Source organism: Olivibacter sitiensis DSM 17696 (genome assembly GCF_000427965.1).
Taxonomy (GTDB): domain Bacteria; phylum Bacteroidota; class Bacteroidia; order Sphingobacteriales; family Sphingobacteriaceae; genus Olivibacter; species Olivibacter sitiensis.
This window is the reverse complement of record NZ_ATZA01000011.1, coordinates 57890-79130: the sequence shown is the minus strand read 5'-3', so window position 1 is coordinate 79130 and position 21241 is coordinate 57890. Positions and strand designations below refer to the sequence as shown.

Annotated in this window: 11 protein-coding genes; all 11 read left to right on the top strand. The window is 44.5% G+C overall.

The window, feature by feature from the left end; genetic code table 11:
- Positions 1-80 precede the first annotated feature (80 nt).
- The 11 genes from rhaT (at position 81) to rhaM (ending at position 20911) form a co-directional block, all read left to right on the top strand.
- Positions 81-1154 (top strand): L-rhamnose/proton symporter RhaT, encoded by a 1074-nt coding sequence (rhaT, locus tag A37S_RS0107975; RefSeq protein WP_028296536.1) that lies wholly within the window; start codon positions 81-83, stop codon positions 1152-1154.
- Between the two features lie 68 nt (positions 1155-1222).
- Positions 1223-3349, top strand: coding sequence for a bifunctional rhamnulose-1-phosphate aldolase/short-chain dehydrogenase (locus tag A37S_RS0107970; RefSeq protein ID WP_036601742.1), 2127 nt, complete (start codon positions 1223-1225; stop codon positions 3347-3349).
- A 55-nt stretch (positions 3350-3404) separates the two neighbouring features.
- The gene (locus A37S_RS0107965) at positions 3405-4679 is read left to right on the top strand and encodes a sugar isomerase (protein ID WP_028296534.1); all 1275 of its coding nucleotides are present in this window, start codon (positions 3405-3407) and stop codon (positions 4677-4679) included.
- A 74-nt stretch (positions 4680-4753) separates the two neighbouring features.
- The gene (locus A37S_RS0107960) at positions 4754-6133 is read left to right on the top strand and encodes an FGGY-family carbohydrate kinase (RefSeq protein WP_028296533.1); all 1380 of its coding nucleotides are present in this window, start codon (positions 4754-4756) and stop codon (positions 6131-6133) included.
- A gap of 91 nt (positions 6134-6224) precedes the next feature.
- On the top strand, positions 6225-8900 hold the full coding sequence (locus A37S_RS23965) for an alpha-L-rhamnosidase (protein ID WP_051292842.1): 2676 nt from the start codon (positions 6225-6227) through the stop codon (positions 8898-8900).
- A 445-nt stretch (positions 8901-9345) separates the two neighbouring features.
- Complete coding sequence (locus A37S_RS0107950; protein WP_028296532.1) at positions 9346-12462, top strand: SusC/RagA family TonB-linked outer membrane protein; 3117 nt, start codon at positions 9346-9348, stop codon at positions 12460-12462.
- A 10-nt stretch (positions 12463-12472) separates the two neighbouring features.
- Positions 12473-13993, top strand: a complete 1521-nt coding sequence (locus tag A37S_RS0107945; protein WP_028296531.1) for a RagB/SusD family nutrient uptake outer membrane protein — start codon at positions 12473-12475, stop codon at positions 13991-13993.
- A 115-nt stretch (positions 13994-14108) separates the two neighbouring features.
- The gene (locus tag A37S_RS0107940; protein WP_084163805.1) at positions 14109-16829 is read left to right on the top strand and encodes a glycoside hydrolase family 78 protein; all 2721 of its coding nucleotides are present in this window, start codon (positions 14109-14111) and stop codon (positions 16827-16829) included.
- Between the two features lie 4 nt (positions 16830-16833).
- The gene (locus A37S_RS0107935; RefSeq protein ID WP_036601740.1) at positions 16834-18489 is read left to right on the top strand and encodes an alpha-L-rhamnosidase-related protein; all 1656 of its coding nucleotides are present in this window, start codon (positions 16834-16836) and stop codon (positions 18487-18489) included.
- Between the two features lie 364 nt (positions 18490-18853).
- A complete protein-coding gene (locus A37S_RS23960) occupies positions 18854-20590 on the top strand; it encodes an alpha-L-rhamnosidase-related protein (RefSeq protein ID WP_084163804.1) in 1737 nt (578 codons plus the stop codon).
- Between the two features lie 6 nt (positions 20591-20596).
- Positions 20597-20911: an L-rhamnose mutarotase gene (gene rhaM / locus A37S_RS0107925; protein WP_028296528.1), complete on the top strand. Its 315-nt coding sequence runs from the start codon at positions 20597-20599 to the stop codon at positions 20909-20911.
- Positions 20912-21241: the final 330 nt, after the last annotated feature.

Genomic DNA, 21241 nt, shown 5'->3' with positions numbered 1-21241 from the left:
GGCGGAGCCGCATGATAGTCCATGACAGTTTAATAGGTCAAACCCCTGATATTGGCTTACAGAAACCGTAAACGTAGATTATGCAAGCATTATTGGGGGTTATATTTCATTTCATCGGGGGGGGCGCTTCCAGCAGCTTCTATGTGCCGTACAAAAAGGTCAAGGGCTGGTCGTGGGAAAGCTTTTGGATATTGGGTGGTTTTTTCTCCTGGCTTATAGCGCCCTTTGTGGCCGCATGGCTCACCATACCACAATTTGGGGAAATCATCAGGAATACCGACAGTAGTACCCTAGGATATACCTATCTATATGGTGTGCTGTGGGGCATAGGTGGCCTCACCTATGGGCTAGGCGTGCGCTATTTGGGCGTTTCGTTGGGTAGCAGCATCATTCTGGGACTCAGTATGGTCATTGGGGCCTTGCTCCCTTCTATTTATTACGAATTCTATCCTACTATGGGAAAAGAGGGAATCGCGTTGTACTTTACTACCAATTGGGGAGTCATCACCTTGCTAGGCTTGGCCCTGTGCATTTTGGGCGTGTACCTCTGCGGTAGAGCTGGTGTGCGTAAAGAGAAGGAGCTGGGCGGCCATAGCGATGCCAGTGGCAATAAGGAATTCAATTTGGGATTGGGACTTTTGGTCGCCGTGATTTCGGGGGCACTGAGTGCCTGCTTCAATTTTGGCCTGGAAGCCGGCAAGCCTATGGCCAATGTAGCCAATGAGCTTTGGAAGGCGGTTCATCCTAATCAGGGCGAATTTTTGTTCCAGAACAATGTGACTTATATCGTAGTCTTGTGGGGAGGTATCACTACCAATCTCATCTATTGCGCTGCATTACTCTGGCGAAATAAAAGCTATAAAGATTACTTTGACAGACAGACGCCAAGGGGGCGTAACTTTTTGCTATGTGCCTTGGGAGGCACCATGTGGTATCTGCAGTTCTTCTTTTACGGTATGGGCGAAAGCAAGCTGGGCAATGGCGCCAGTTCCTGGATATTGCACATGGCCTTTATCATACTGCTGGCCAATGCCTGGGGGGTAATATTGAAGGAATGGAAAGGGGTTTCCAGAAAAACCTATGCCACCATTGTCGCTGGAATAGCAGTTATCATTGTTTCCGTGCTTTTGGTGGGTTTTGCCAAGGAAATATAATATAAAGCTTGAGCGAAGCTAAATCTTTATAATAGGGATAAAAAGTAAATGGATATATCGTAAATACTATGTTGAATATTAAAAATAAGGAAGGCTATAAGCACGTAAGCTATCTGTGGGACGAACAGTATGCCACTAGCCTGGCTGGCGATGAAGTAGCACTATTAATTTACCGTTCCAATTTATTGGGGGCCGATCTTAGGCTTACCAACTATGGGGGAGGCAATACGAGTTGCAAGGTACGGTCCATTGACCCATTGACGGGCGAAGAGGTGGAAGTGATGTGGATCAAAGGATCGGGCGGCGACCTCGGTACGCTAAAAAAGAGTGGGCTGGCGGCGCTTTATGTGGATAAATTGCGCAATTTGGAGAAGATATATCCAGGGAAGGACGGAGAAGACGAAATGGTCGCTTTGTTTGACCATTGTATCTTTGACCTTTCATCCAAGGCACCGTCTATCGACACACCCTTACATGGCTTTTTGCCTTTCAAGCACATAGACCATCTGCATCCCGATGCGGCCATTGCCATTGCCGCTGCCAAGGACGGCAAACAAATCACGAAAGAACTTTTTAAGGGAACTATCGGTTGGGTAGATTGGCAGAGGCCCGGTTTCGATCTGGGGCTTCAACTGAAGCAATGCCTGGATGAAAACCCCGGGATACGCGGTATCATGTTGGGATCCCATGGACTCTTTACATGGGGCGATACCGCTTATGAAAGTTATGTCAATACTTTGGACGTCATAGAGCAATGTGCTGCATTTTTGGAAGAAAATTACGGAAAGAAAGGACCTGTCTTTGGTGGACAACGGATAGAGAGCTTGCCTGCGGAAAAACGGCAGGAACAAGCAGCAGCACTAGCGCCTGTTCTGCGGGGCTTGTGCTCGTCAGAACGCCATATGATAGGCCACTTTACTGATGACGAGCGGGTGCTGGAATATATCAATTCCAATGATTTGGATAGACTTGCTCCTATGGGCACGAGTTGTCCGGATCATTTTTTACGTACCAAGATCAGTCCTTTGGTACTCGAACTGGCGCCCGATGCAGATCTATCCGATGCCGAGCAGCTGAAGCAGCAGCTGGTGCCGGCCTTTGAGGCCTACCGTGCCATGTACGCGCAGTACTACGAGACCTGTAAACATCCCAATAGCCCTGCCATTCGCGATAAGAATCCGGTTATCATCCTGTATCCGGGTGTCGGGCTTTTCTCTTTTTCCAAGGACAAGCAGACGGCAAGGGTAGCAGCCGAATTTTATACCAATGCCATCAATGTGATGAAGGGGGCAGAGGCTATTTCGGAATATACGTCCCTGCCCAGGCAGGAGGCGTTTGATATTGAATACTGGCTGTTGGAAGAAGCGAAGTTGCAGCGTATGCCCAAACCCAAGGCGCTCTCTGGTAAAATAGCGCTGGTAACGGGCAGTGCAGGAGGTATAGGCAAGGCCATCGCCAAAAAATTTGTGGAGGAAGGTGCGGTCGTGGTGCTCAATGACAACGATGCAGATCGTTTGGAAAAAGCCAAGGAGGAATTTCTATCTGTTTATGGCAAGGACGCTGCCGTGGCGGCAAAGCTGGACGTAACCAGTGATATAGATATCGTTGCTGCTTATGCGATCGGTAGTTTGGCCTTTGGCGGTGTGGATGTGGTGGTCAACTGTGCGGGACTTTCCATTTCCAAGCCTTTGGAAGAACATACTGACAAGGATTGGGATTTACTATATGATGTATTGGTGAAAGGGCAATTTAAAGTAACCCAGCATGGCGTAGCCATCATGCGCAAGCAAGACTTGGGCGGTGACGTATTGAACATCGTCAGCAAGAATGCCTTGGTGTCTGGACCAAACAATGCGGGATACGGGTCGGCAAAGGCGGCACAGCTGCACCTAAGTCGCCTCAATGCGGCCGAGCTGGGCAAGGATCATATCCGTGTGAACGTGGTCAATCCCGATGCGGTCATATCGGACAGCAAGATCTGGGAAGGGGCATGGGCCGAGGGGCGCGCAAAAGCCTACGGCATCACCGTGGCCGAGTTGCCTGCCTATTACGCCAAGCGTACCTTGTTGAACGAGATCATCTTGCCAGAGGATATTGCCAATGCTTGCTTTGTATTCATCGGGGGCTTGCTCAACAAGTCGACCGGCAATGTGCTCAATGTGGATGGCGGCGTGGCCATGGCCTTTGTGAGATAACGAATGAAATTGATGAAAAATAACTAATTTTACGGTAACCAAAAACAACAAAATTATGATCATCGAGCAGTATAGGATAGATGAATATAACCATATAAACAACAAAGAGCATCAACGCAAAGCCGAGTTTTTGCGTTCGGAGATAGCGAATTTTGATGAGTTGGTACAGAAGCTGATTGCTTTTCAGATTGCCATACCGAGCTGGGCACTGGGCACAGGGGGCACACGGTTCGCCCGTTTTTCCGGTGGGGGAGAGCCAAGAAATCTGGAAGAAAAGATGGCCGATATAGGCCTGCTTCACAAACTCAATCAATCTTCGGGAGCCATTTCACTGCATATTCCATGGGACATTCCGGAAGACTATGCCGCCATTCGCCAGTTGGCCGCACAATATGGATTGACCTTTGATGCTATGAATTCCAATACTTTCCAGGATCAGCCTGATCAGGCTTTGAGCTACAAATTTGGATCGATGCAGCATGTGGACAAAGCCGTACGCAAGCAGGCTGTAGACCACAACATTGACGTCATCAGACATGGGGTGGAGCTAGGCTCCAAATCTTTGACAGTATGGCTATCTGATGGTTCCTGCTTTCCAGGGCAGTTGAATTTCAGGAATGCCTTTCAGCGTACTTTAGAAAGCTTGGAAGAGGTATATGCTGCCCTTCCGTCCGATTGGAAAATGTTTGTGGAATATAAGGCTTTTGAACCCAACTTCTATTCTACAACGGTAGGTGATTGGGGGCAGTCTTACTTATATGCCAGTAAGTTGGGGCCACAGGCCTATACATTGGTCGATTTGGGACATCATTTGCCCAATGCCAATATCGAGCAGATCGTTTCCTTGCTGTTGATGGAAGGTAAATTGGGTGGCTTTCATTTCAACGATTCCAAGTACGGCGACGATGACCTGACGGCAGGGAGCCTCAAGCCCTATCAGTTGTTCTTGATTTTCAGTGAGCTAGTGGACGGGATGGATGATAGGAGAATGAATCATGCTTCTGACTTGGGGTGGATGATAGATGCCTCGCATAACGTGAAAGATCCGTTGGAAGATTTATTGCAGTCGGTAGAGGCTATCATGATTGCCTATGCTCAAGCACTCTTGGTAGATAGAGCGGCGTTGGCAGCAGCACAGGAGAAAAACGACGTGGCTGGCGCGCAGGAAATCTTGCAACAGGCGTTCAGAACGGACGTACGTCCTTTGGTTGCCGAGGCTCGCTTGCGCAGCGGAGGGGCATTGTCTCCTTTGGGACTATATCGGGCATTGGGCGTGAGGGATGAGCTGATCAAGGAAAGAGGCTTGAAAACGGTTGCTACGGGATTGTAGGATTTATGGTGTACGATTGACGATTACAGATTTCCTTTCAATCGTCAGTCGTCAATCTAAAAATTTAAGAAAAAATGTCCATTCCGGTAATAGCCATTTTTGACGTTGGAAAGACCAATAAGAAACTCTTCCTGTTCAACGAACAGTATGAGTTGGTATTTGAACGCACCGCCCGATTTATTGAAACCGTAGACGAAGATGGTTTTCCTTGCGATAATTTGGATAGCTTGCGCTTATCGGTGTTCGACTCGCTACGGGAGGTTTTTCGCCAGCCCAAGTACGAGGTCAAGGCGATTAATTTTTCTACTTATGGCGCTAGCTTGGTATATATAGACGAACGAGGAAATCCTTTAACCCCCCTATATAATTACTTGAAGCCCTTGCCGGAAGAAATACATGATAAATTCTATGCGGAATATGGTGAAGAAGAAATAATTGCCTTGCAGACGGCCTCACCTACATTGGGCAGTCTCAATTCGGGCATGCAACTCTATCGGTTGAAATATCAGCAGCCCGAAATATTCGAACGCATGCACTGCGCGCTGCACTTGCCACAATATATGAGTTTCCTCATTTCTGGACAGTTGTATTCTGATATGACGAGCATAGGCTGCCATACGCAGTTGTGGGATTTTGTCAAGAAAGACTACCACAGCTGGGTCTGTAAGGAGCGATTGAACGAAAAACTGGCCCCAATAGTCGCATACAATCAGATCTATACTCCCTCATTCCCGGGTAGTGGTTACGTGGTGGGAGCAGGTTTTCACGACAGTTCGGCAGCCTTGATACCCTACCTCATGAGTTTTCACCAGCCATTTGTTCTTTTGTCTACGGGCACCTGGTGCATTAGCCTTAATCCTTTCAATGATGCTCCACTTACCGTGGAAGAACTCAAGCAAGATTGCTTGTGCTACTTGCAATATATGGGCAGTCCAGTGAAGGCGTCGCGTTTGTTTGCGGGGCACGAGCACGAACTGCAGTCCAAACGTATAGCGGCCCATTTTGGCGTGTCTACGGCGCGCTTTCGTTCCATGCCCTACAACAGGGTGCTGCACCAACAACTCCTGAAAAGGTACGATGGGGAAATGGTCGTGGACAAGGTAGGGCTAGAGCGATTTTCCAAAAGGGACTTGAACGATTTTACGTCCAGCGAGGAAGCCTATCACCAATTGATGATGGATTTGGTGGCAGCGCAGTACGAGGCGACGAAACTCGTGATCAACGACGCGGGAAAAGCTACCCGTTTGTTCGTAGACGGAGGGTTTGGGAAAAATGCCATTTATATGGCCTTATTGGCAGATGCCTTCCCCGCGATGGAGGTCTATGCGGCATCCATGGCTCAAGGTACAGCCATGGGAGCGGCACTGGCCATACATGAGGCTTGGAATAGCCATGACCTGCCCCAGGATATTATTGAACTGAAGTACTACACGGCCAATACAGTGCCCTCCTGAGAAGAGCATAGGCAGATGTGCTTTTACAAGCAAAATAGGCTGCAATAAAAACGTTATCTTTGAAGATGTCACCTTATCATATTTTTGTTTTATGTTAAAGTCACTTATTAGAGTTATTTTCCTCTTTTTGCTTGTGCCTTTAGACCATCTGTCTGTTGCGCAAACACGAATAGCTATTACGGCATTCAAGGTGGAGCATTTGCAAAATCCCATAGGAATAGACGTAGAACACCCACGGTTTAGTTGGGTACTTTCTGATGATAGGAGTGATGCCATGCAGTCGGCCTATCAGATCAAAGTGAGCACGGATTCGTTGGGTCTGGCCAAAGGAATTGGGGAACTCTGGGATACAGGTAAATGGCTGTCATCACAAAATAGGGCATCGTATGCAGGAAAATTGCTAAAACCTTTTACTAAATATTATTGGCGACTGGATGTCTGGGACAGGGATGGGGAAAAGACCTCTTCAACTATCATTTCCTCTTTCGAAACGGGGATGATGAACGAACGCAACTGGAAAGGGGCATGGATCTCCGACAATCAAGGTATTGAAGTGAAACCCGCTGCCTATTTTCGAAAGCAATTTACATCGAATAAAAAGATCAAATCTGCCCGTGCCTATATTGCCGTGGGAGGTTTATACGAGTTATATCTCAATGGCGAGAAAGTGGGAAATCATCGCCTTGATCCAGCCTATACCCGTTTTGATCGAAGAAACTTATATGTTTCTTATGATGTAACCAAGCAGCTGAAGCAAGGTGAAAATGCCATCGGCGTATTATTGGGCAATGGGTGGTATAACCATCAATCTACGGCTGTGTGGTTTTTTGATAAAGCTCCTTGGCGAGCAAGGCCAACATTCTGTCTGGATCTAAGGATTACCTATGAAGATGGTACCATAGAGACCATCGTTACCGATAAAAGTTGGAAGACAAACCTGAGTCCAATCGTCTTTAACAGCATTTACACGGCCGAGCACTACGATGCCCGTTTGGAGCAGCCGGGATGGAATAGGCCCGATTTTGATGCCAGTAAATGGAAAGATATCGTGCACAGGGCTGCACCGTCACAACATATCGTATCCCAAATGATGCATCCTATACGCAATGTAGAACAGATTATAGCCAAGAGCATCCATAAGATCAATGATACCACCTACGTGTTCGACTTGGGAAGAAACATATCCGGTGTGAGTGAAATAAAAGTTAAGGGAAAGGAGGGTACGGTATTGCGATTGAAGCATGGAGAACGCCTCTATGAAAATGGGCATGTCGATATTTCCAACATCGATCAACACTATAGGCCTAAGGACGATAAGGATCCTTTTCAGACAGATATCGTTATCCTCAGTGGCAAGGGAGAAGACCATTTTATGCCCAAATTTAATTATAAAGGTTTTCAGTACGTGGAGGTGACCAGTAGTGCGCCCATATCTTTAAACAAGGAAAGTTTGTCGGGCTACTTTATGCATAGCGATGTGCCGGTAAAGGGCAATATCCATTCTTCCAATCCATTGATCAACAAAATTTGGGAAGCGACCAACAGCGCTTACCTGTCCAACCTATTCGGCTATCCCACAGACTGTCCGCAACGGGAGAAGAACGGTTGGACGGGCGACGCCCATATAGCCATCGAAACAGGACTGTACAACTTTGATGGCATTACCATCTACGAAAAGTGGTTGGCTGATCATCGGGACGAGCAACAACCGAATGGTGTATTGCCTTCTATTATTCCCACTAGCGGTTGGGGATATGAGTGGGGAAATGGCCCCGATTGGACTAGTACCATTGCCCTTATACCATGGAATATTTATTTGTTTTATGGTGACAGCACGCTATTGCGTCATTCGTATTTACCGCTCAAGCAATATGTAGATTATATTGACCGCCTATATCCAGATGGGCTGACTACTTGGGGACTGGGCGACTGGGTGCCGGTAAAATCAAAGTCTCCCGTTGAGCTGTCATCATCCATTTACTACTATGTGGATGCCCTCATCTTAGCCAAGGCTGCTAAGCTATTTGGAAAGGAGGGAGACTATGATACCTATAGCCAACTGGCCAACAAGATAAAAGAAGCGATCAATCGAAAATATCTGAATACCGAAACAGGTATATATGGACAGGGCTTGCAGACGGAATTGAGTATGCCCCTGTATTGGGGCGTGGTACCGGAAGAACTCAAAGCTAAAGTGGCAAAGAACTTGGCCGACCGCGTTGCTGCAGATGATTTCCGTTTAGATGTTGGCTTATTGGGCACCAAGTCGGTACTAAATGCCTTAAGCGAAAATGGCTATGCCGATATTGCCTATAAATTGGCTTCAAGGGACGACTATCCTTCATGGGGTTGGTGGATCAGAAACGGGGCTACAACGCTCTATGAGAATTGGGATATCGGTTCGGCAAGTGATATTTCCATGAACCATATCATGTTTGGCGAGATAGGTGCTTGGCTATATAAGGGCATAGGTGGAATCAAGCCAGACCCCGACCATCCCGGGTTTGAACATATATTGCTGGAACCCAATTTCGTGACAGGATTGGACACTTTTGAGGCATCCCACGTAGGACCACAAGGGGAGATAAAAACCGCTTGGGCGAGAAAGGGCAAGAAGGTCTTGCTACAAATTAAGGTACCTGCCAATAGCCGGGCAACCTTGAAGTTGCCGGAGAACGACGGGCGAAAGCTTTACGAAGGTAAAAGGTCGCTTGGAGTAGATAACCAGCAGCTTGTTGCTGGTACGTACGAGTTTGAATGGAGGTGATCTCTTTGTTCAGAAATGCTAAAAAACTTCAGAACAAAATCTGTCTATAGAAATCCAAGCGGAGAGAACGCTTGGATTTTGAATTTATAACTAGCGCGAAATTTAGAGATGCGCACGGCTTTGGCCAATGGTTTTACGCAATATCTTCAGCCAACTTCGGAGCTAAGAAAATTAAACAATTTCGTTTTTATCAGTTGACCTTTGGGTGAACTATTAAATTCCATATTGTGGTGGCAACATTACCTACCCCCAAGTAATATTGCCGCTCCCTCCTTTTTTTCTGGAATGTGAAATGGAAGGGTTGTTTTTGTGAACATAAAACCTTCGCGGTTACAGGACAGCGCAGGATGGATTTCAGGATAGCGCAGGATGCTATAATGATATAGATGGAGTTACCTTTATCTAAACCAAGAGTTAACTGTAAAACTTAAAATTAAACCAAATTATGATGCGTTATATCAGCAGAAAATGTAGAAGTTTAGGGCTGTTTTTGTTTTTTCTTATAGTAGCCTTAAATGCGAATGGTCAAGAATTGACCACAATCACGGGTTCCGTCTCGGATAGTCAAGGCCCGATCCCAGGAGTCTCCGTATTCGTTAAGGGCACTAAGCAAGGAACGAGTACAGATGCAAATGGAATTTATTCAATCACTGCCGAAAAGGGGAAAATACTCGTTTTTAAAACAATCGGTTATCAAGAGAAGGAAATTACGGTTGGCAATGTCCAAAAGATTGATGTAATCTTAGATGTCGCTGCCGAGGGGCTGGATGAAGTGGTGGTCATAGGTTATGGCAACCAGCAGCGGAAAGATCTTACAGGGTCGATAGGCACGGTGTCCCAGCAAGTTATAAAAGACATGCCGGTTGTAGGTGTGGATCAAAAACTTACAGGGCAGGTTGCTGGGGTACAGATCAGAACTGCCACAGGTACTCCAGGAGGTGGATCTCAGATAAAAATAAGAGGATCCGGATCTATTGGAGCAGGAGACGATCCCCTTTTTGTAGTAGATGGATTTCCCTTAACATCATCTGGTGGCCGGGTGACAAACCCGCTCAATCTGTTAAATCCTGATGACATAGCATCTATTACCGTATTGAAAGATGCTTCCTCTACCGCAATATATGGCTCACGAGGCTCCAACGGTGTCGTTGTTATTACAACCAAACGGGGCAGCTCAGGCAAACCACGTGTAGATGTCACGGCTTATTCTGGTTTTCAACAGGTGCCCCAAAAGGGAAGGCCAACCATGTTGAATGGGGAAGAATTTGCTCGTTTCAGGAGAGAAATTATCGAGGATGATTTTGCTTCAAGAGGGCTGGTGGCAGGCGAAGAGGACATACCGTCAGAATACAGAAACCCAAGTCAGTACGGCGAAGGTACTAATTGGTACGATGTGATTCTCCGCACAGCTCCTCAAAGTAATATCAATGCTAGCGTGAATGGAGGCTCAGAGAACTCACGTTACGCATTTTCATTGGGCTACATGAATCAGGAAGGTACCTTGCGCTATACGGGTTTCGATCGCATTTCAGTCAGGGCAAATATAGATAGTGATATAAGTAAACGCGTTAAAGTGGGTTTAAATCTAGCCCCAACCTATTCTACACAGCTTGTAAATAATTTTGAATCCAGTTTTACAGATGTGCTAACGAGTAGTTTATGGTTGAGTCCAATTGTACCGGTATACGACGAATCTGGGAATAGGACTCCTTACATCACGTCTACAGGCATGTATAGCGGACCTAATCCATTAAATAAACTGGAGTTTGGCGGTACAACACAAAAGCTGTTTCGGGGCTTGGGTGGGGCTTTTACAGAAGTAGAAATTATAGATGGGCTAAAAGCACGTTACAATTTTAATGTAGATTATAGCTCTGGTTCAGGATTTGTGTTTAACCCAAGTTTTGTAGGGGGTATCAATGCTCCTCCGCAAAGTTACGTTGCCAATTCAGGTACCAATAGATCTTCCAACTTCAACTGGTTATCCGAAGTTTTGGTTACATATGAAAAGGAGATAGCTCCAGGTCACCGTATAGATGCCATTGTGGGGTATGCAGCACAGAAAGAACGCAGCGAGAATATTCAGGTCAATGCGACAAATTACCCCGATGATCTTATTGAAACCATTAATGCCGCAGCTCTACTGCCTTCATGGGGTCAAGATATACAAGAATGGGCCCTATTGTCTTATTTTGCTAGAGTCAATTATTCATTGAAAGACAAATGGGTTTTTACAGGTACTATCCGGCGAGATGGCTCTTCCAGGTTTGGTTCCGAAAACAAATATGGTACCTTTCCATCTGCGGCCATAGCCTACCGTTTAGGCGAGGAGGAATTTCTGAAAGACAAGAGCTGGTTGAGCGATTTGAAGTTGAGAACAAGCTATGGTCTGTCGGGTAATTTTAATATTGGTAATTATACATATCTCTCAAACATTTCGACGGCAAACTATGCATTTGGAGGCCAGCTTGTTGGGGGTAGAGTACCTACATCGCTGAGAAATCCAAACCTTACTTGGGAAGAATCGGCACAATTGGATATCGGAATCGATCTGGGATTGTTCAACAACCGTGTAAATCTAACGGTAGATGCTTATAATCGCATTACACAGGGGATGCTCTACGATTCTGAAATTCCCTTGTCTTCTGGATTTAGCAATGTGATTATCAATTCTGGAAAAATCAGGAATCGCGGGATCGAATTTGCTGTAAATACCGAAAATCTGACTGGTGATTTTCGGTGGACGACCAATTTGAATATAGCTTTTAACCGAAATATAGTACTTGCGCTCAACGAGAATAATGATCCCATTTATACGGGGAGAAGTGGGGAAGGTAATTACACCCATATTACCCAAGTCGGCTTGCCTATTGGACAGTTTTTTGGATATGTCACCGAAGGGGTTTACATGACCCAAGCAGATTTTGACAATTCACCAAAACACGTCACTTCCGTTTTAGGGTCGATTAAATACCGGGATGTGGACGGAAATGGCGTTATCGAACCTGTAAATGATTTTGCTATTATCGGCAACCCGCAACCAAACTTCATTTTTGGAGTGACCAATAACTTTAACTATAAGAACTTTGATCTAAACCTGGTGCTGACTGGCTCTCAAGGAGGGCAAATCTTGAGACAGGCAAATCAATACTTGAATAATATCGATGGGATTTTCAATGTTGACCGCAAGGTACTAAATCGATGGCGTTCACCAGAAAATCCAGGTGATGGAATGACGCCTACTACTAACGGGGCGCGGGTAATCTACCGAGATGTCAATTCCAATTGGGTAGAGGACGGTTCTTTCTTAAGGATACAGAACCTGACATTGGGTTATTCTTTGCCAAAAAACGCAATAAGTAAGCTCAAGGTATTGCAAAATGCCCGAATCTATGCCAGCGCACAAAATCTGGCGACGTTTACCAGCTATTCAGGTGGTAATCCCGACGTGGTGCCTAGGGCAAATGAGGGGGGGCAAAGTGTTTCTCTGGTTCCGGGCCTAGATTGGACAAGCTATCCTCTAGCCAGAACAATAATTTTTGGATTAAATGTGAACTTTTAAGTGTCAAAAAATGAAACGTATCAGCAATATAATAATTTACAGATTAGCATCTTTGTTACTTATCTTTCAGGTATCCTGTAGTTCAGATTTTCTCGATCTGAATCCTGAAGCTACGGCCAATTCGGATAATTTTTACAAAAACGAGGAGGAGCTCAGACAAGCGGTAAATGGGGCATATAATATCTTGCAGGGTTTGGGGCGCCTTCATTTTTGGTTATATGGAGAAATGCGCTCTGATAACACCACCTTTCAATATAATACAGCAGACAGAGGGCTTGAGTCAAGGGAGTTTATCGATCAGTTTTTAGTTAATGCTACCTTTGAACCTATTTGGCAGTTTTGGCAACAAAGTTATCAAGGTATTTTGCGAAGTAACGAGGTCATTGATAGGATCGATGCAATTGAGATGACAGATCAAAGTCGATCGCAATATCTAGGAGAGGTGAAGTTTCTCCGCGGCCTACATTATTTTAACCTGGTAAGGCAATACGGGGCTGTGCCATTGAGATTGGACGCTACAAATTCTCCAGAGGGAGCAACGTCACAAGGAAGAACTCCCGTTGCGGAAGTGTACCAGCAAATAATTCTGGATCTTTCCGAAGCGGCAGGGAGCCTGGCAAACATCACGTATGGCCAGAGTGACAAAGGTCGGGCTTCGGAGGGAGCGGCAAGGGCCCTACTGGCCAAAGTATATATAACGTTGGGCCAATACGAAAACGCAATTCCCGAATTGCGAAGGGTCGTTTCCCTGGGATATAGCCTGTTGCCAAACTATAGGGACAATTTTGTTCCCGAACTGAAGAACGGTGTCGAATCAATTTTTGAGATACAATATTTGGGTAGTCAACAGGCACTTTCCAGCAACTTTATGTATCAGTTTGCTCCATATACATCTGGAAGTGCCGTTACAGGAGATCCGCAAACACCATTGGGTGGTGCGTCTGGCTGGAATATTCCCACCAAGGACATGATCGAAGCTTATGAAGATGGGGATTTAAGGAAAGATGCTTCTCTCTCAGAAGGCTTCATTAATGCATCGGGAGCCTATGTGGCAATTCCTTATATCACCAAGTACAATAATGGTTTTGTAGAGCGTGGTCAGACGGATGATAATTTCCCTTATCTTAGGTATTCAGATGTCTTGCTAATGCTCGCAGAATGTTTGAATGAGCAAGGCTTTGTTGGTGGAGGAGAAGCTTTTGACCTGTTGAATAGAGTACGGGTTAGGGCGGGGCTTGCTGCCAAGACGGTAGGAAATGCAGTGCCTGCGCTCAGTATAAACAGTCAGGAAGAATTTCGAGAAGCACTTTTCCATGAACGTCGTGTGGAGTTGGCATTTGAAAACCATCGATGGTATGACTTGGTGCGCTCTGGAAAGGCCGTCGAAGTGATGAACGCACATGGTATCCGCGAAAAACAAGGATCTACCATTATACCAGGAAATGCCTATAATGTGACGGAAAACAGATTGCTTTTGCCCATTCCTCAGAGAGAAGTAAACCTGGATAAGTTAGAACAAAATCCTTTATAGACAGGAAGAAAACCTTATTTGATAGAAAATTCCTGATGCAAAAACTGGAATTTTCTATCTTTACTAAAGATTGTGAACCCCATGGATTGGTATCAGTCCATCAAAAACTTAAAATATGATGTCCTTTAACCGCGTAAAAGCAGGTATTTGCCTATTATGCTTTTTTATGGTAGCCGAAGTATCCGTCTCCAAAGCTCAAAAACTGACACTGTATGACCTTACCAGTGAGTATAAACAGAATCCACTGGGAATAGATAATCAGCATCCCCGTCTAAGTTGGAAGATCCGAACTGCATTAAAAGATGTCGTTCAGACAGCTTATGAAATTAGAGTAGCAAACACTAGTAAAGAACTGACCGATGCTAAGAAACTGATCTGGAATTCGGGCAAAGTGGCAACTGATCAATCTATTCATGTGATTTACGATGGAGGCCCTTTGGCGTCTGCGAGCAGGTATTACTGGCAAGTAAGGATATGGGACAATAAAGGCAATGTCTCCGCTTGGAGCGAGCCTAATTTCTGGGAAACAGGTTTTTTGAAGGCGGAAGATTGGAAGGCCAAATGGATTCAGAACAAGGCCAGTGCCCAGAATGAGCCAGGGCCCGTCCCCATGTTCAGAAAGGATTTTCAACTCAAGGGAGACATAAAAAAGGCAAGATTATACATTACTTCTTTGGGGCTATACGAAGCCTATATTAATGGGGAACGAATAGGGGAAGCTTATTTTACCCCAGGCTGGACAAGCTTTCATAAGCAGTTGCAGTATCAGGTGTACGATATTTTTTCGGAATTGAAAAGGGGGTATAATTCCATTGGTGTGATGTTGGGTGATGGCTGGTATAAAGGGAATATATCCGGTGCCCGAAATTTATATGGAAATGAGCCTGCTCTGTTGGCGCAGTTGGAGGTGGAATATAGTAATGGTGAAAAGGACGTAATCGTCAGTGACGGGAATTGGAAAACGACGATGGATGGGCCGATCAGCATGTCGGATATTTACAACGGTGAAAGCTATGACGCAAGGAAGGAATTGAGTGGCTGGACAAGCCCCAACTATAATGATGCACAATGGGTGAAAGTGGAGGTGAACAACCAGATTCCTTATAGTAATCTGGTCATCTCTGCCGCACCACCGGTTACCAGTCATGAGCGAATTCAGCCCATCCGTATGATCACCACCCCCAAAGGCGAAAAGGTGATCGATTTTGGACAAAACCTGGTGGGATGGGTGCAATTCACCGTTAATGGTAAGGGAGGCGAAAACATTCAAATAAGCCATGCCGAGGTCTTGGATAAAGAAGGAAACTTTTACACCGAAAACCTGCGTGCGGCCAAACAGAAAATCTCCTATACGCTAAAAGGAACTGGGGAAGAAACTTATCACCCCCACTTCTCTTTTCAGGGTTTCCGTTACGTAAAGATTGAAGGTGCAAAAGAAAAAATCACCGAAGACAATATAGAAGCCGTTGTTCTACATTCGAACATGAGACCAACAGGTACTTTTGAAACATCTAATGCACTGATAAACCAGCTTCAGCACAATATACAATGGGGACAGAAAGGCAATTTTCTGGATGTACCGACAGATTGCCCGCAGCGTGACGAACGTCTTGGATGGACAGGCGATGCACAGGCCTTCTTCAATACGGCAGCCTACAATATGGATGTCGCCGGGTTTTTTATAAAATGGTTAAAGGACTTGAAAGCCGATCAATTTGCGAGCGGTTCCGTACCTCACGTAATTCCCTATTTCTGGGAAAGAGAACAAGGAGGTTCCGCGGGATGGGCGGATGCGGCAACCATTATCCCCTGGGACTTTTATCAAGCTTTTGGCGATAGAAAAATTCTTGAAGATCAATACGGATCAATGGTGAAGTGGGTGCAATTTATGACAGACAACAGCACCGATTATCTCTGGAGCAAAGGTTGGCATTTTGGCGATTGGCTTTTTTATATTCCTAACGATGATCGAGATGGAAGGGCTGCTATTACCGATAAGTATTTGATAGCCCAAGCTTTCTATGCCCATTCTGTGCAGCTTATGATCAATGCGGCAAAGGTGCTGGATAAACAGGAGGACGTAGCAAAATACGAAACCTTACTTAAAAACGTAAAAGCGGCATTCGTGAATGAATTTGTCACAAATTCTGGACGACTGGTGTCAAGTTCTCAAACGGCGTATGTATTGGCACTACATTTTGACATGCTGCCGGAAAATAAGCGGGCACAGGCGGCGGAACGCTTGGTCGAAAACATCAAAAGCTATGACAATCACCTTACTACGGGTTTTCTTGGCACACCCTATCTTTGTCATGTACTCAGCAGATTTGGGTATGATGACGTCGCTTATACCTTACTGTTGCAGGAAACGTATCCATCTTGGCTTTATCCCGTAAAAATGGGGGCAACCACAATCTGGGAACGTTGGGACGGCCTCAAACCTGACGGTTCTTTTCAGAGCAAGGAAATGAACTCCTTTAACCATTATGCCTATGGTGCCATAGGTGATTGGATGTACAAGAATATTGCCGGTATTCGCGGTATAGAAAGTGCTCCTGCCTATAAAAACTTTATCATCGCTCCTAAACCTGGAGGGGGATTGACAAAGGCAAGTGCCAGTTTGGAGACTGTCTATGGCAAAATAGTCTCTTCATGGGAAATAACAGGAGATAATATGCAAATGGATGTGGAAGTGCCCCCCAATACCCGCGCACAGATTGTCTTTCCGGATTTGCTAACCGGCACGGTAAAAAACGAAGGAGGGCAGTCCATAACAGATAAGGCTCTTTGGGTTGGCTCCGGCAAATATCAGTTTACGTTCAAAGTAAAGGAGTGACCTCATGAACCATGGATCTTCTATATCGGTTGTCACGACAATTTCGTTAATACTGTCTTTCCTGCCGTTATTTAATCTGGCACAAGATTATGGTGCTGTTGCCAGAAAAAAGTGGTTGGATCAGGCAAGGGTCAATAAGCCAGTTCTCCATGAGCGCCTTATAAAGCCTGTGAGACTGGGTATATTAAAAAAAGATACAAATGCTTTTCAAGGGTGGAAGGTAGAAACATCAGTAGCCGTAGACAGCCTATATCAACGAGGATTTAAGAGTCAGTCGGGCGTAATTGTAGATTTTGGCGAGCATTTTACAGGGTATGTGTCTTTTTCTTTAGCCGCATGGGGCCGCACTCCGGATGCCCCCTTGCGGCTAAAATTTACTTTCGGAGAAGTGCCCTCGGAGTTAGCAGTTCCTTTTGAACCTTATTCAGGCAGCCTAAGTAGGGCCTGGCTACAGGACGAAATTGTAACGGTCAGCGAGGTTCCCTCTACGTTGACTATCCCGCGCCGCTTAGCCTTTCGCTATGTAAAAGTAGAACTTTTGAGTCCATCCATTGGCTATGACTTTAAGTTAACGGATTTGCAAATAAAGGCCACGACATCGGCGACGGAAAATGTGGCCTCTTTACTCCCAAACACATCTCCTTTGGTCAAGGAGATAGACCGTGTAGGTCTGCGTACCCTGAGGGAATGCATGCAAACAGTTTATGAAGACGGGCCCAAACGAGACAGGCGATTGTGGATAGGTGATCTATACCTGGAAGCCTTGGCCAATGACCTTTCTTTTAAGAACCATAACCTGACAAAACGCTGTTTGTACCTACTTGCTGCATTAAGCAATAAGGAAGGCTACCTGCATGGTACCGTCTTTGAAAGACCAGAACCGCACCCCCAGGAAGGGCAGCTGCTGTTTGATTACGCCTTACTGTATAACGTGGCTTTAAGAAATTATTATAAAAATACGAATGATCGTGAAACAGCTTTGGATCTATGGCCCGTTGCCAAGAGGCAATTGGAACTGGTGAAATCATACTTGATGCATTCAGGTCTGATAGATTATGATCGAGCAGCAAAAGAAATTTGGATATTTATTGATTGGAAAGACGGTTTACATAAAGATGTAGCCATACAAGGACTCGCTATCTATGCATTAAAGCAAACTTACGAATTGGCAAAGTCATTGGGAAAAGAACATGAACTTGCAGAAGTGCCCGAGATGATAAGAAAGATGTCAGCCGCAGCAAAACAACACTTGTTTGATAAGAAGACCAAGCTATTTCTAAGCGGTGTGGACAAGCAGATTTCTTACGCCTCGCAAATTTGGATGATTTTGGGCGGTGTGGTTAGTAAACAAGAGGGAGCAAAAATAGTAAATACACTTATAGCCCATAAAGAAGCGCTAAAGCCAGGGGGACCTTATCTATATCATTACCTTTTGCAGGCAATGATCGATTGCGGTATGAAAGATGAAGCTAAGGAAACAATGCTAAATTACTGGGGAGCTATGGTGGAAAAAGGTGCTGACACTTTTTGGGAGGTTTATGACCCAGCGGATGAATATAGGTCCCCATACAACTTTTATCCAATAAACAGTTATTGCCATGCCTGGAGCTGTACTCCAGTCTATTTTATAAGAAAATATCCCGAGATATTTCAAGATTAGCCACATTATAATTTATTGGATGCTAGATTGAAGTTGAGAATTTGAAATAAGTATTTCGAGTTGCAGTGTTCAATGATGAAAGCGATAAGTACACTACAACGTTAACCCATTTCTTGTTACTGAATGTTGAAGACTAACTAAGCTTTAATTTAGCCTCTGCCTGCCTTGGTGTTTTGAATTTGGTTCCAATTATGGATTGTTTGTTGGTCTTTTTGACTGTTATGATATGCAATCATATCCCTTATCTAATGCTGTCCATGAAAGAACATGACGGTTTTGAAATGAAATTATAATATGTTTGGTTGGTGCTGAGTGTATTACATCTCAATATTCAAGTAGTATAATAACCAATTGCTATAAATGTATGAAACCAATTCTTGCCAACTGCGTACTATTGTTATTAAGCATCTTCGTTGTTTTTGCACAAGGGGATCGAAATGGCCTCAGAATCGAAGCCAGCAATCGCTCCGATGTCTTAACTCGAAAGTTCGTCACCCCATCCCGAATATTATTTAAGGTCGGACAAGTGAAAAATGAAGATGCATTGCTTCTACCTGGCAACGGCCAAGCAGTATTACATCAGACGGAGGTTTGTGTTCTGAAAAATGAAAGTGCTGGAGAAAAGGCCGCAATATTACTTGATTTCGGTAAAGAACTGCATGGTGGAATTGAAATTGTGACAGGTATGTTTCCTGGAAATAAGCCCATACAAGTAAGAATACGCTTCGGAGAGTCTGCAAATGAAGCTATGAGTGAAATAGGACAGAAAGGGGCGACCAATGACCATGCCATTAGAGATTTCAACGTATTGTTGCCTTGGTTGGGGAAGATCCAAATCGGAGAGACAGGTTTTCGGTTTGTTAGAATTGATTTAGAGGAAGGTGCCGAACTTCATTTAAAGGAAATCAGTGCTATCTTTACATATAGAGATCTTCCGTACTTAGGCTCCTTTAAAAGTAACGACGACAGGCTTAACAGAATTTGGGAGACAGGGGCGTATACAGTGCATTTGAATATGCAGGAGTATCTCTGGGATGGTATAAAGCGAGATAGACTAGTATGGGTGGGTGACATGCATCCCGAGATTGCTACTATAAACAGTGTGTTTGGTTTCAATGAAGTAGTTCCTAAAAGTTTGGACTTCTCTCGAAAAAATACGCCTTTGCCGAATTGGATGAACGGTATAAGCACCTATTCTATGTGGTGGATTATCTCTCAAAGAGATTGGTATATGCATCATGGAGATTTTGGTTATCTCAAAGAACAACATCATTATCTATCACATCTACTTAGGTTAATCGTTTCTAAAGTGGATGGAAACAAGGAGCATCTCGACGGCACAAGATTTCTGGATTGGCCATCAAGTGAAAATGAACAGGGAGTACACGCTGGTTTACATGCTATGATGATTCTATCCTTAAACACTGGGATTGAATTATCCAAAATATTAGAAGATTCGGAAACGGCGAAGTTATGTGAAGAAGCTGTAAATCGACTCAAGCAATATGTTCCAGATCCCAATGGTTCAAAGCAAGCTGCGGCATTAATGGCATTGGCCGACTTGATTCCTGCAAAAATGGCAACGAACCAGGTGTTAGATATTGGTGGTGTAAATGGTTTTTCGACATTTTACGGATATTATATGTTACAGGCTATGGCAAAGTCTGGTGATTACCAGCAGGCCTTGGATAATATTCGTAGCTATTGGGGAGCCATGCTTGACCTAGGGGCGACTACGTTTTGGGAAGATTTTAATCTCGATTGGGTAGCTAATGCTTCGAGGATAGACGAATTGGTTCCTGTAGGAAAAAAAGATATTCATAGGGATTATGGTGCCTATTGTTATGAAGGGTATAGACATAGCCTCTGTCACGGATGGGCTTCTGGACCAACTGCCTGGTTGACGGAGCATGTCTTGGGAATACAGGTTACAGCGGCTGGCTGTAAAGAAATTCGATTGCAACCACATTTAGGGGATCTTCAATATGTAGAAGGTACTTTTCCTACGCCACTTGGTGTACTGTGGGTAAAACACAGCAAGCAGAATGGAAAAGTAAAAACTGAATTTCGTGCACCTGAGGGAATTAAAATTATACTGTAAGCAATTATGGCAAGAATCGCATTTAAAATGAAATTAGTTTCAGGATTTGAGGCGGAATACAAAAAAAGGCACAATGAAATCTGGCCAGAACTATGTAGGCTTCTTAAAGATAGCGGAATAAGTGACTATTCTATTTTCTTGGATGAAGAAAGCGGTACTTTATTCGCTGTACAGGAACAAAATTTAGGCAAATCATCCCAGGATTTAGGAGAGAGTCCAATTGTAAAGAAATGGTGGGCCTATATGGCTGATATTATGGAAACGAATGTAGATGGCTCTCCTGTTACGATCCCGCTTCGTCTGATGTTTCATCTCGATTGATACCGCTCAGGTATTATGTGAATTAATCTCATCTAGAAAATAGCAATAAAAATATACATTTGTCTGAAGGCCAAAAAATTACTTCGCTTATGATAAAGCCTCATTTTTTTGATCAAATTTTGATAGATGAACTTTCTCCATCCCTAGGTATCTTCAATTGGTCAATGCAATTGTTGATTAGATGAGGAAAGATTTTTTAGGTAAACAGGGCATGCTTCCTTCCATCACTGAAGTTAGTTATGTGTTTGAAATTTCTAGAGGCACTGTAGAGAAAAGCTGCAGATTCCCGCTCGTTATATTCATATTATTTATTTTTTTTATTCGTATTAC

Coding starts and splice junctions, on each gene's coding strand:
- rhaT (WP_028296536.1), top strand. CDS start 81: ATGCAAGCATTATTGGGGGTTATATTTCATTTCATCGGGGGGGGCGCT.
- A37S_RS0107970 (WP_036601742.1), top strand. CDS start 1,223: ATGTTGAATATTAAAAATAAGGAAGGCTATAAGCACGTAAGCTATCTG.
- A37S_RS0107965 (WP_028296534.1), top strand. CDS start 3,405: ATGATCATCGAGCAGTATAGGATAGATGAATATAACCATATAAACAAC.
- A37S_RS0107960 (WP_028296533.1), top strand. CDS start 4,754: ATGTCCATTCCGGTAATAGCCATTTTTGACGTTGGAAAGACCAATAAG.
- A37S_RS23965 (WP_051292842.1), top strand. CDS start 6,225: ATGTTAAAGTCACTTATTAGAGTTATTTTCCTCTTTTTGCTTGTGCCT.
- A37S_RS0107950 (WP_028296532.1), top strand. CDS start 9,346: ATGATGCGTTATATCAGCAGAAAATGTAGAAGTTTAGGGCTGTTTTTG.
- A37S_RS0107945 (WP_028296531.1), top strand. CDS start 12,473: ATGAAACGTATCAGCAATATAATAATTTACAGATTAGCATCTTTGTTA.
- A37S_RS0107940 (WP_084163805.1), top strand. CDS start 14,109: ATGATGTCCTTTAACCGCGTAAAAGCAGGTATTTGCCTATTATGCTTT.
- A37S_RS0107935 (WP_036601740.1), top strand. CDS start 16,834: ATGAACCATGGATCTTCTATATCGGTTGTCACGACAATTTCGTTAATA.
- A37S_RS23960 (WP_084163804.1), top strand. CDS start 18,854: ATGAAACCAATTCTTGCCAACTGCGTACTATTGTTATTAAGCATCTTC.
- rhaM (WP_028296528.1), top strand. CDS start 20,597: ATGGCAAGAATCGCATTTAAAATGAAATTAGTTTCAGGATTTGAGGCG.